Here is a 12,698-nt window from a genome sequence, read left to right on the forward strand (position 1 = left end):
ACAATTATTTTAATATCTCTAATAGTTATTCACAATTGGATGGAAATTAATTATACAAATTACTTTACCGATGATGAAATTCTAAGAATGCTTACTCCACAAGTTGCTAATTGGTTTAAAGAAAAATATGGTTCTTTTACTCCACCTCAAAGAGGAGCAATACCATTAATAAAAATGAATAAAAATGTTTTAGTTTCTAGCCCAACTGGAAGTGGAAAAACATTAGCTGCTTTTTTAGGGATTTTAGATACATTAATCGATTTAGGATATAAGGGTAATCTAGACGATAAAATATATGCAATTTATATTTCTCCTTTAAGAGCATTAAACAATGATATGAGAAGAAATCTTTTCGAACCATTACAAGAACTTAAACAAAAATATCAAGATCTTCCAGAAATAAGAATAGGGGTTAGAACTAGCGATACTACTTCTTATGAAAAACAGAAAATGTTACGTTTACCACCTCATATATTAATTACTACCCCAGAATCTTTCGGAATCTCTTTAGTTTCTCCTAAATTTAGAGAAAAATTAGCTGAAGTAAAATGGATAATTATTGATGAAATCCATGAATTGGCTAACAGTAAAAGAGGAGCCTATTTAATGGGGATGATAGAAATATATCAATCTTTAGTGGCAAAAAATGAGCTAACAAGAATTGGATTAAGCGCAACTGTTTCTCCCTTAGATGAAGTTGCAAAATTCCTCGTAGGAAGAGATAGGGAGTATAATATAATTGATGCAAGATTTGTAAAACCAACTGATATTAGAGTAGTTTCACCTGTTAAAGATTTGGTTCATGCTACTGAAGACGAAATAAGCCAAGGAATATACTCTTATTTAGTTGAGGAAATAAAGAAGCATAAAACTACTCTTATCTTTACAAATACAAGAAGTGCGGCAGAAAGAGTATCATATAAGCTTAGGAAAATTTTTGAAACAGAAAAAATTTTTGATAGTGATGTAGTTGCAGCACATCATAGTAGCTTAAGTAGGGATGTTAGATTAGAAGTTGAGGAAAAGTTAAAGAGAGGGGAATTAAAAGTAGTAGTCTCGTCAACTAGTCTCGAATTAGGTATTGACATAGGTTATATTGATTTAGTAATTCTCCTTAGTAGTCCTAAGAGTGTTAGTAGATTATTACAAAGAATAGGAAGAGCTGGTCATAATATAAGGAATGTTAGTAAAGGAAGAATAATAGTAGTAGATAGAGATGATTTAGTCGAATGCACTGTTTTAGCCAAATTAGCAAGAGATAGAAAGATAGATAAACTTCACATTCCAATGAAGCCGTTAGATGTGCTAGTACAATTAGTTGTAGCAGCTTCTCTAATTTCTCCAATAAAGAAGGACAATCTTTATAAAATTATAACTAAATCCTATAATTATCAAGGGCTGAGTGAAGAAGAATTTGACAGTGTAATTGCTTATTTGCAAGGAAACTATGAATTAGAATCAAAAAATGTATATTCAAAAATTAGAGTCGAGAATGATATGATAAAGCCAAAAAGAGGGGCTAGAATGATATTCTTCTTAAATAGTGGTACAATACCCGATGAAGCTGACATAGCTGTAAAAACAGAGAATGGCAAATATGTAGGTAACTTAGAGGAAGAGTTTGCAGAGATACTTATGCCTGGAGATATATTTGTTCTATCTGGCAAAACTTATGAGTTTATTCGTAGCGAAGGCAACGTAATAATAGTAAGAAGCGCAGAAGGACAAAGACCAACAGTTCCCAGTTGGTTTTCTGAAATGTTACCTTTAGCATATGATTCAGCTTTAGAGGTAGGGAAGTTTAGAGGGTTTGTTGCGAATTTAATTGAAAAAGGTGTAGATAGGAAAGAGGCAATAGAACTTGTTGCAAAAGAATATCAGATTAGTAAATACGCTGCATGGTCTATATATGAGTATGTCTTAGAACAATATCTATTTACGAATGGAATAATTCCTACTGATAAACTAATTTTAATAGAGATTTATGATGATGAAGAGAATAGAAGAAATTTCATATTTCACGCGTTATATGGTAGAAGAGCGCTTGATGCATTATCTAGGGCAGTAGCTTATATAGTTAGTGAAGAGCTTAATACTGATGTAAGAATTTCTGTTACTGATAATGGGTTTATTATAACCTTACCCCAAATCATAGATTATAACATAGAAAATGTACTGTATAAACTGAACCCAGACGAGATGTATAATATATTATCTAAAGTGGTGTTAAGGACAGAAATGATTAAGAAGAGATTCAGACATTGTGCTGAAAGATCTTTTATGTTACTTAGAAGATATAAGGGTAGAGAAACTAGTATTGATAGACGCCAGTTAAATTCTGAAGTTCTTTTAAATGTTGTAAAAGAATATGAAAGTTTTCCTGTGCTTAAAGAAACTATACGAGAAATATTAGAAGATTATATGGATATTTCTAAGGCAATTGAAATAGTTAAAAAGATAAAGGAAGGAGAGATAAATGTTAAGGTAATTGGCCCTAACACTATACCTAGTCCCTTTGCTCACAATATTATATTAAAGGAGCATTCTGATGTAGTTTTAGCAGAGCAAAAAAGAGATTTATTAAAGAAGCTTCATGAGAAGGTCCTTGAGTTCCTTAGAGATAAGGGAATTAATATCGATCTCAAATACACGGAAACTTGAAATGGTATAAGCTTTTATACACTTTTTACTTGTAATTATCCATGGGACATTCCAATATATCATATTTACTTCGTCTATTATGCTTGGTTCACAACTTTCATTATGTGTATGAATTATTGCTTTCAATTTAGGCAAATATTTGTAAAATATTTTAGCGTCTATTTCAAAACTGTTCTCTTTGTTTGAAATATTATCAAGAAATACTATTGAATTATCGTTTAATAAAAGGCCTATTTTTTCTTTTTTCAAGGGCCTACCAACTCTTCAAGTCCAGCAATAGTCTTTAATATATCAGTTCTTGTAACAATTCCAATTACTTTTTGATCTTGGTTATATACTAAAAGTCTACCTACGTTGTATATTAACATCTTTTTTATTGCAGTCAAAATATCATCCTCATCTCTAATACTAATTACGTTCGTTTTCATATATTCACTAACTTTAGCATCATATTTTCCTTCAAAGAAGGCTTTAATTATATCTGCTGTTGTTAATATCCCTAAGGTTTTTCCTTCACTATCAAGTACTGGGGCTCCTCTAATTCCCTCTTTGTAGAATATTTGGGATGCTTCCTTTAAGCTCATATCCGGTTTTAGGGCAACTAATTTTTTAGATATTAAATTCTTTATTTGAACCTTAGGAATGCTTATCATTCTAGTGACATCAGCAACTAATTCTTTCCTTGAATCATCAATATGAATAATAACTCCCTCTATGACTAATCTTGTATAAGGAATAGGGCCTATCTTTATTGAATCACCTACTTTTAATTTTCTCAAATCTCCATTAACTCTTAAAAGTATTTTATTCCCAGAAGGATTAGTAATATCCAAAAGTTCTATATTGCTAACTTTAATATCTGTCTCTAAACCGTCTTTATATAAGCTTAATTGATCAAAAACTGGTGCAACAATTGGATTTTTAATTGATTCGTAAGCCTTAAGTGTTGGAACATAACCGCCATTAGGACCTGGTTTTGATTCAATAAGACCAAGAACTTTTAAGCTAAGAATTATATTTCTTACTGTACCTTCATCCTTGCCGATTACGTCAGCAACTTCTTTACTCTTTATCATTCTCTTATATCTGTTATAAAGGTCAACTAAAGCTAGAAGTATTTCTCTTTGAGTTGATGATAGATTCTGCATCAATAATTATAATACAAGTTTAGGTTTAAAAATAATTCCCTAAGAAAATATTCTTTTTAGAATTTTTTGATTAATGTTAAATACTTCTGTGGCTATAAGGCTAATATATTCTTGCTTAGGTAAAGGATATTTTATACCAATATTAATAGCGATTACTTTCTTCATAGCTTCTAATGACATTTTATCTCTTATACTCTTTTCAGCTATTCCTTCTGCAATTTTAAAAGCTGTATAAAACCTAGAGAAACTTACTGCAGTATGTTTTAATTCATCTAGGTCAGTGTTGTTAAGATTTCTTATAGCTTTAAAAAGTAATTCTTCTGGTTTAAATGAAAAAATTGTCTCTGTAAAAGCCAGCCTAAGCGCTTTAGCGACATTTCCTTTATCCTTATCAAGTTTTTCGTAAGCTTCAAGAGGCTTATTTTCTAACACTAGAGAAAGAGCTTCATCATAAGTTATTTCGAAACTGAAAAGTTTGTTAAATAAATCTTTATAATCATCAAATAAGCCTAAACCATCTTTTCCAACAACATAAAGGCTTATTAATTCTTTCTCATAAAGATCTTCAGCCTTGAATCCTCTTATAGGTTTTATACCTTTTTCCTCATAAGACTCTCTTAACATTTCAATAACGTCTCCTCTAGCTATATTTTGTTGCTGTAGAATTTTACTCCAAAGATCTGTAAGTACTTTCACTCGCTCCTTGTAAATCTCTTTAACCATATCGTTTCTATTAGCACTCTCCCTTAAAAAAGTATTAAATTTAAACATAATATCATGAGCACAACAGAAGAGACTTTAAAGCCAAACGTTGTTCTAATTTCAGCATCTGATCTTGAATCTGAAATAAAACAATTAGAAGAGAAAGTGAAACAGATTAATGATACTAATATTCAGGAATTTGAAAAAATAAAATCAGAAATAGATAAGCTTCATACGCTTACCAGTTGGCTAGTTATCGCAAAATCTCAAGGAATATGGAAATCAAAAACTTGTAGGCATGTAATAAATGATTCATGTTCAGCATGGAGCATCAGTGAACCAGAGAAATTAGGAATTCCTCAGGACGCAGTTTTTGTTACAGAAAATGGAAGCAAGAAAGTTGTTGTGGCAAAGTTTCCAGAATTATGCATAACATGTCCGTTATATGAACCTAAAAAGATCTAATTAAAACATTTTTAATTCTTAACATTTTTTCATTTTTAACATCATTATTTTGAATGAACTCCTCTAAACTTTCAATTAAGTCTTCAACTATTATTTCATAGATTCTCTCTTTTTCCTCCTCATCAGCTATTTCTATCGCCTTCTCTATTGTTTCATCACTTGGATGAGTTTGTCCATTTATAAATTTAGTAATAGCAGAAGGAGAGATTTCTAGCTCATTAGCTAACTCTTTTTTACTTCTTTTTTCTAAAAGTAGTTCAATAATCTTTTCTCTGGCTTCTTTGCTAAGATTGTGTACAATTCTCATAAATAATATACTTTCCTTAAATTTAATAATGCATTACCATTATTACTATTGAATGAAGGCAATTGTGTTTGATTTAGGTATTACATTGAAAGACGTGGTAGAGAAACCAGTCTATAGAGATTATGTACAAGTATCACCATTAAAAGTATTAATCAGTGGTTTAGAGAATTCTATTTATACTGGCATATTATGGGTTCAACCAGGAAGAATATTAGGTAGTACTGGTTTTGTAAAAATTGAGGCAGCTGGATTAGACTCTGATAATCAGTTAGAAGGAAAGCAAGCAATAATACTACCTTACTCAAAAAAATATGGTGGTATAGGAACAGAAATTGATGGAATATTGGCTGAAAAATCTGTAATACCCGATGACTCTATAGTAACGTTACCGTCAAATTATCCAGATAAATACATACTTTACCCTTTTGTTAGTATTGGCTTACAACTTAGAAAAATACTGAGAGGGTATAACGTTTTAATAATTGGAGATGGTCTTACTGGACTTTTGTCAGCGTATATGCTTGTTGGTAATGCAAATAAGATAGGTATTTATAGCGATGATATTTATAAAATAAAAATATATGGAGTTGAAGAAATTAAAGATCTTTCAACTCAGTGGGATGCAATAGTAATAACTACAATGAGAAGTTGGATTAGAGCAATACTTGCTAACACGCTGATAAATTCTGTTATAGTTATTCCTAGATTTATGAATACATGGCCAGTTGTAGTACCAAATAATGTAAAGTTTGTTGAACCAACAAAACTTAATGGTGTATTTGAGTACATAGATGATGAAATTTCAGAAAAGTTTTTTAATCAACTAGTAGGGATATCGGAAGATTTCTTTTCTTCTATACCTACCTCTAAACCTGGAATATTGGTTAACATAGAAAAAACTTTATTTAAGAAAGTCTGATATTGTTTGCCCTAGTATTTTTATTCCTTCTTCCAGTTCTTCTTTTGATGGATAACTGAAGTTTAGTCTCATTGTATTTCTTCCACTATAATCATAATAGAAGCTCGATCCTGGCACATATGCTACTCCTCTTTTCATGCTTTCTTCTAGCATTTTTACTGTATCTATTTTTTCTGGTAACCAAGCGAAAACAAACATGCCACCGACTGGTTTACTCCATTTGGCTTCTTTAGGGAAATATCTTTCTATCGCATTTAGCATTACGTCTCTTTTTTCTTTATAAAGGCTTCTTATTAATGGCAGTTGATTTTGTATTACTCCTCTTCTTATTGCTTCCATTGCTATCATTTGCGTTAACGTTGGTGTATGTAAGTCAATATTTTGCTTATATAATTCCATTTCACGAATAAACTCCTCATGTGCTACTACCCAGCCTAATCTCAAACCGGGAGCCAATATTTTGCTAAATGTAGACGTGTATATTACTCTTCCACTTTTATCTAGAGCTATTAATGGTGGCGGGGCTTCTCCATCAAATACTAAAAATCCATAGGCATCATCTTCAACTAGTAAGAAATCATATTTTTCAGCTATTTCTATGAGTCTTTTTCTATCATCTAAGCTCATTGTTGTACCTCCTGGGTTCTGGGCTGTTGGTATTACATACATTAATTTTGGTTTTCTTCCATTATTTACACTTTCTTTTACTTTTTTCTCAAGCTCATCTAGGTCTGGTCCTTTTTCAGTTAAATGCACTCCTATGAAGTTTGGTTTCCTTGCCCTTAATATATTAAGGGCAGCTAAATATGTTGGCATTTCAACGATCACAGTATCGCCAGGGTCAACCAGTAAGTTAAATATCATGAATAAAGCTTCTTGGCTTCCAACAGTTACGAAAGTATTATTTTCGTTTATTCCAGTTATTCCTCTATACCTAGAAAGATTAACCAATTCTTTCCTAAATTCTGATATACCGGATGTTGTTGAGTATTGTAATGCTCTATCTGATTTTTCACTAAGTACAACATCAACTATTTTTCTAATTTCTTCGGCTGGAAAAGTTTTAGGATCTGGTAAACCACCAGCAAGACTAATTACTTTCTTTCCTTCAGTTAACTTTAATAAATCTCTAATTTCGGAAGATCTCAGGGTTGTTACATCTTTAGAGAGAAACTTTTCAAACATATTTCCACAACCAAATATAAAGCCTTAAGTTTTTATCTATTATTGTGGAAGTTTGGTACGCTGAAATTATAAACATAGGGAATGAGATATTAAGTGGAAGAACAATAAATACCAATGCATCACATATTGCTAGAAGGCTAACTTCATTAGGATTTACTATAAGAAGAATAACTGTTGTTATGGATGAAATAGATGAGATAGTCTCAGCTTTTAGAGAGGCAATAAAAAGAAAGCCTAAGTTAATTATATCTACTGGAGGATTAGGTCCTACTTATGATGATAAAACGAATGAAGGTTTATCTAAGGCGTTAAATATAGAACTAGAATTAAATAGTATTGCATACGAAATGTTATTGCAAAAATATTCAAAGTTAAACATAGAACTAACTGAGGAAAGAAAGAAAATGGCAATGATGCCTAAAGGTTCCATACCAGTTGAAAATAATGTAGGTGTTGCTCCAGGAATATTAATAAGTTATGAAGGGATAACAATCTTGGCAACTCCCGGAGTCCCTAAAGAAATGGAAGATATATTAGAGACATTTATTAAAAAATACCTAAAAGAAAAACCTGATGTTAAGTATATTGAATCTAGTTTTTTAATTAGAGGAGTTATGGAATCTTCAATAGCTCCTTATATAAAACAGCTAGTTAAAAAATATGATTTATATATAAAAACTCACCCTAAAGGCCAAGAGTTAACATCGCCGTTATTAGAAATTCAGGTTGCTGGAAGTTCAAAAGATGAGAATGAAATAAGAAATAGAATAGAAAAAGCAATTGAAGAGCTTAAGGAAATAGGAATAAAATTGGGAGGAACTATCTTAGAAAGTCAAGTATGAGATTAGTCAGTACTAATGGTGCTTCAAAATTTAGGAAATGCCCATAACCATTGAGAACTTTAACATTTATACGCTTTAAATTATTTTGAAAAACTTGAATATTTGCAGACAATTTGTCGTTATCTCCATAAATTAATAGTGTTTCTTCATCGATTTTACTTAAATCATTAGAGTAATCTCTAGCTGACAATAATCCTTCAACAGAATATTTATAGCCAATTGGTGTGTTTTCATTATAAACACTTACGAGATCTCTCCACGCTGTAGGATTATTAATTAAAGCATCAGAAAATTCGCCTTGACTTCTACGATATTCAGCTAATGCTGACATGCCTAAATTCATTGCTATAGAGACATATTTCTGATATGGTTCTGGATTAGGAGCTTTGTATAATGCACCTATCAATATGAGTTTCTTAACGTAATTGTGTAGTGCATACTCAATTGCAATTAAAGTTCCTATTGAATGCCCTACTAATATAGGATCTTTTACATTTAGCTCTTCAATTAAATTTTTAAGATCTTCAGCATGATCTTCAATTTTATAGGCACTTGGAGGAATTGAAGATCTTCCATGTCCTCTTAAATCATATACTATTACTCTATATTTTTCTAACATTTGTGGAAACATATATTTCCAACTATTCACACTACCAGCAAGATGATGAATCAAAATAACGTTATTCTCTTTGTTTTCTCCTTTCTCCTCATAATAAATTCTTATTCCGTTAGAGAGATATGCAAACATTTAAAGTAACTCTTTAATCTCATCTAAATAAATTTCACTTATAGCTATTGGGTATTCTATTTTTAGTTTCTCTAATATTTCTGGTTTTACTTCCCCTATTATTCCTATTTTCTTTCCATTACAGTATATTAACGCTGTTCTGCCATCTATTAAGAAAGGATGCTGAGCTTTCTTATACTCGACAGATATACCTAAGTTAGATAATATATAGTGAACTGGTGCTTGAAGTTCCTCAAAACTCACTTTACTATTCATTATTGAATAAACAGCATTTAGCTTATTGGAATACCCAGTCTCACTTTTTTCGTTTTCTACTACTACTTCACCAACTTCAAACACTTTTATTGGCATTCTTGCGTGTTGATTTTTACTTAAAAACTGCAACATACTTGGAATAAGCGAGTTCCTTACTGCGTTGTAATCAATAGTAACTGGGTTAAGAATCTTAACAAAATTTCCAATCAGATAGGAGTCATTAGTCAAAATAAATGTGAAGATTTCAGTAAAACCTGCTCCAATACTTAAGTCTCTAATTACTCTTGTTATCTTAGTCTTTTCAGTAAGTTCACCAATTTTTCCGACTTTATATGGAGATGGAATAAGATTTGCATATCCATAAGTCATAGCTACATCTTCAGTAATATCAATTTGAGCCAAGATATCATTTCTGTAAGGTGGTATAATGACTTCTAATTCACTGCCAATATCATTAACATCAAATCTAGCCATTTTAAGTAACTCAATTATTTCATCTTTAGTTAATTGTGTACCTAGCACATTGTTAATATAATCTATTGATATTTTGATTGAAGAGTGCCTAAGAACAGGTGAAAATTCGGCGTAAGGGGAAAGTACTTTTACTCTTCCTATTTTTCCTCCCATTTCAGCTAAATTAGTGACAATTAGATCAAGAGTAAAGATTACAGTATCAAGGGAAGTACCAGTAACATCGATAAACAGATTTCTAGTTGAAGTTTCTATTCTAGTTTTTTCTGCATTAATAACTGGTGGTAAACTTAGAATTTGTCCATCAGATTGCATTATTGCTGGCATTTTTCCATTATATAAAGATATTGTACCATATTCCTTTCCTTGCTCAGTCTCTTCCAGTACTTCTTTCACTATCATTTCCTTGCTAGAATTTAATGGTACAAACTTGTAATTGAGGTCAACTGTTGTATATAGAATATGCTTAGAATCAATTTTATCCAAATCGTGTAAACCTATAGCTATCTTTTTTCTTTTTCTACCAACTGTTACGTGAAGTTTTTCTTGGAATTGAATAAGTTCTTTTAATAATTCATCATCTAACTTTATGTTCTCCACGATTGCCGATAAAGCATAAGGTCTACTCTTCACTTCCTTAACTTCAAACAAGTAATCAGTGTCTTTAACTTGATATTTTGCTTCTCCTAATTCTCTCTTCAATAACCCTTTTATAGCTCTTATAATTCCGTAAACAAATAGTAAGTCCGGTCTATCATTATTTATCTCGATTTCAATATGGTCTTGGTCAATAGGTTTCATTTCAGACTTAAGATTAAAAAGCAAATCTTCTAACTTACTTTCATTAATTTTTAGTTCATTTAAGATCCTCCATTTGTAGACATTAATAGTAGGCATTAATATCTACCTTTCTATTTCTTAGATATTCAACATCAGAGGCGTATAATAATCTTATATCTTTAAGTCCAAACAATAACATTGCTAATCTATCTATTCCAATTCCCCACGCACCTGCAGAAGAGCTTATATTAACAGCCTCAAGTATTTCTGGTCTTAGTAATCCTGCTCCAGACATTTCTACCCAACCTAATCCTTCTATTTTTCCGTATACCTCCACACTTGGTTCGGTAAATGGGAAATAAGCTGGTTTAAACTTTATTTCCTTAATCCCAATTCCATTAAATATTTCCTTAAGCGTTCCTAGTAAATCTCTAAAGTTATAGCCATCTTCAATAACTAAACCATCTAACTGATGAAATTCAATTAAGTGTGTGGCATCGATGGAATCTGGTCTGAAAACTTTACCTATAGTGAATACTTTTATTGGTGGCTTAGGTCTTGAAGCTAATACTCTTGCTGTTGTTGCTGTAGTTTGACTCCTTAACATAAGTCTCATAGCTATGTTAACATCCCAAGTGTATTTCCACCCTTTTTCATGTATTTGTCTAACTTTCTCAATTAACTTTTCGTCAGCGATTTTACCCTTTCCAGTTATAGCAAAACTATCATGGATCTCTCTGGCAGGATGGTCTTGAGCTTGAAATAACAAGTCAAAATTATAAAATTCCATTTCTATGTAATCTGAATAAACTTCTTTAAATCCTAATTCCTTCATTAAATCTCTTAACTTTTCAAGGAATTCTTTAAAGAAATGCTTTTTCCCTAAAGAATAAAAAGGAGGAAAAGCTTCAACATTATATTCCCTTAAAGTGTATTTTCTCCATTCACCAGAGACTAACAACTCTGAAGTTAAGAAAGTAATTGAAGGTTTGGTTTCAACAGTTTCTTTAATTAATCTGAGATATAGCTCCTTTTCTGTTTTTTTAATCAGCATTTTTCTATATAATAATTGTTGAATAATCTCTTCTTTTGCATCTTCTGGTTTTTTAAGTGCTTCTTTTTCTTCTTTTGCTTCGTAAACTTGAACAAGAGGGATTATATTATCGTCTTCTATTTTAATAAGGCCTTTTCTTTTAGCCCAACCTATAGCTATATCGAAATCTTTCCCTATTTTTTCCTTCAAATCTTTAATTTTACCTTCTTTGCCAGCTAAAGTGTTCAAGAGTTTTTCCTCTGGAAAACCTTCATTTAGTCTTCGTTTTCCTTCCTCAGTAAGCTCATATTTTATATGTTCTTTTTCTTCTAGTTCTATGTACCCTTTCTCTTTTAGTAGTCTTGAAATGCTAAATACAGTATCTAATGGAATGTTAAGTTGCTTACTGATATTTTCTGCTGATGCTTCCTTTACTTTAGCTAAATATTCTAAGATTTTAATTTCATTTTCACTTAACATTTATAATTCCACGCTCTGTCCTGGCTGAAGTACAAGAGCTTTATAGCCTCTTTTAGATACTTCTTTTGCGAAATCATCAGGATTAACTTTTATTAAATCCCAAGTATTATAATGGATAGGTATCGCATATTTTCTAGGTTTCAGCATCTCGACAGCTATAGCTGCCTGATAAGGATCCATTGTAAATCTTCCACCTATAGGTAGTAGAACATAATCAGGTTTGAAGATCTCTCCGATTAGCTTCATATCTTCGAATAATCCAGTATCTCCTGCATGGTAAATTGTAACACCATCTCCGTTAACAATAACTCCAGTTGGATCACTATGCTCACTTGAATGAACAGCCTTAGTTAAAGCTAATTTTATGCCGTTAAAATCAACATAACCACCTACATTGGCTGGTATTATTCTATCCCATGAAATGTTAAATTGCGTTGCTAGATAATTCTCAAGATCATATGTAGCAAATAAGTGGGCTTTAGGATTTATTTTCATTAGTTCAACCGTATCTCCTAAATGATCATAATGATCATGAGTCACTATTATTAAGTCTAGGTTATTCTCAAAATAGTTTAACTTTACTGGAGATAAAGGATTGTCCTTTATCATTGGATCTATTACAATATGTTTTCCCGATAAGTTGAGTTCAACTGCTGCATGACCTAACCATCTTAGCTGTGCCATATACAAAGATAATTTAAA

The 12,698-nt window shown here is 31.3% G+C and carries 12 protein-coding genes; 4 read left to right on the forward strand and 8 right to left on the reverse strand.

Annotated elements, in window-relative coordinates:
* The first annotated feature begins 45 nt into the window (after nt 1-45).
* On the forward strand, nt 46-2,661 hold the full coding sequence (locus ACAM25_RS11980; protein ID WP_369611680.1) for an ATP-dependent helicase: 2,616 nt from the start codon (nt 46-48) through the stop codon (nt 2,659-2,661).
* Nucleotides 2,662-2,906: 245 nt separating this feature from the next.
* Here ACAM25_RS11980 and ACAM25_RS11985 read toward each other — a convergent pair whose 3' ends face one another.
* Entirely contained in the window at nt 2,907-3,809 is a 903-nt protein-coding gene (locus ACAM25_RS11985) for a CBS domain-containing protein (protein WP_369609940.1), read from the reverse strand.
* Nucleotides 3,810-3,848: 39 nt separating this feature from the next.
* A complete protein-coding gene (locus tag ACAM25_RS11990) occupies nt 3,849-4,532 on the reverse strand; it encodes a DUF2192 domain-containing protein (protein ID WP_369609941.1) in 684 nt (227 codons plus the stop codon).
* Nucleotides 4,533-4,586: 54 nt separating this feature from the next.
* On the opposite strand from ACAM25_RS11990, the gene ACAM25_RS11995 reads away from it, so the two are divergent.
* Nucleotides 4,587-4,976: a hypothetical protein gene (locus ACAM25_RS11995; RefSeq protein WP_369609942.1), complete on the forward strand. Its 390-nt coding sequence runs from the start codon at nt 4,587-4,589 to the stop codon at nt 4,974-4,976.
* On the opposite strand, the gene ACAM25_RS12000 is transcribed toward ACAM25_RS11995, so the two are convergent.
* Complete coding sequence (locus ACAM25_RS12000) at nt 4,963-5,283, reverse strand: helix-turn-helix domain-containing protein (RefSeq protein WP_369609943.1); 321 nt, start codon at nt 5,281-5,283, stop codon at nt 4,963-4,965. The two genes, ACAM25_RS11995 and ACAM25_RS12000, sit on opposite strands and share 14 nt — an antisense overlap.
* A 52-nt stretch (nt 5,284-5,335) precedes the next feature.
* On the opposite strand from ACAM25_RS12000, the gene ACAM25_RS12005 reads away from it, so the two are divergent.
* On the forward strand, nt 5,336-6,202 hold the full coding sequence (locus ACAM25_RS12005; protein WP_369609944.1) for a zinc-binding alcohol dehydrogenase family protein: 867 nt from the start codon (nt 5,336-5,338) through the stop codon (nt 6,200-6,202).
* Here ACAM25_RS12005 and ACAM25_RS12010 read toward each other — a convergent pair.
* Nucleotides 6,185-7,387: a PLP-dependent aminotransferase family protein gene (locus tag ACAM25_RS12010; protein ID WP_369609945.1), complete on the reverse strand. Its 1,203-nt coding sequence runs from the start codon at nt 7,385-7,387 to the stop codon at nt 6,185-6,187. The two genes, ACAM25_RS12005 and ACAM25_RS12010, sit on opposite strands and share 18 nt — an antisense overlap.
* Nucleotides 7,388-7,431: 44 nt before the next feature.
* Here ACAM25_RS12010 and ACAM25_RS12015 point away from each other — a divergent pair, with 44 nt between their 5' ends.
* Nucleotides 7,432-8,229: a nicotinamide mononucleotide deamidase-related protein gene (locus ACAM25_RS12015; RefSeq protein WP_369609946.1), complete on the forward strand. Its 798-nt coding sequence runs from the start codon at nt 7,432-7,434 to the stop codon at nt 8,227-8,229.
* Here the strand turns inward: ACAM25_RS12015 and ACAM25_RS12020 are convergent.
* From ACAM25_RS12020 to ACAM25_RS12035, 4 genes are read right to left on the reverse strand one after another with little or no spacing between them, the layout of a single operon-like run.
* Nucleotides 8,207-8,977, reverse strand: coding sequence for an alpha/beta fold hydrolase (locus tag ACAM25_RS12020; RefSeq protein WP_369609947.1), 771 nt, complete (start codon nt 8,975-8,977; stop codon nt 8,207-8,209). The genes ACAM25_RS12015 and ACAM25_RS12020 overlap by 23 nt on opposite strands.
* Nucleotides 8,978-10,600: a phenylalanine--tRNA ligase subunit beta gene (gene pheT / locus ACAM25_RS12025; protein ID WP_369609948.1), complete on the reverse strand. Its 1,623-nt coding sequence runs from the start codon at nt 10,598-10,600 to the stop codon at nt 8,978-8,980.
* Entirely contained in the window at nt 10,587-11,996 is a 1,410-nt protein-coding gene (locus tag ACAM25_RS12030; protein ID WP_369609949.1) for a phenylalanine--tRNA ligase subunit alpha, read from the reverse strand. The genes pheT and ACAM25_RS12030 overlap by 14 nt, the downstream gene beginning before the upstream one ends.
* On the reverse strand, nt 11,997-12,680 hold the full coding sequence (locus ACAM25_RS12035; protein WP_369609950.1) for a metal-dependent hydrolase: 684 nt from the start codon (nt 12,678-12,680) through the stop codon (nt 11,997-11,999). It lies immediately after the preceding gene.
* Nucleotides 12,681-12,698: the final 18 nt, after the last annotated feature.

Origin of the sequence: Sulfurisphaera javensis (genome assembly GCF_041154675.1) — an archaeon.
Classification (GTDB): domain Archaea; phylum Thermoproteota; class Thermoprotei_A; order Sulfolobales; family Sulfolobaceae; genus Sulfurisphaera; species Sulfurisphaera javensis.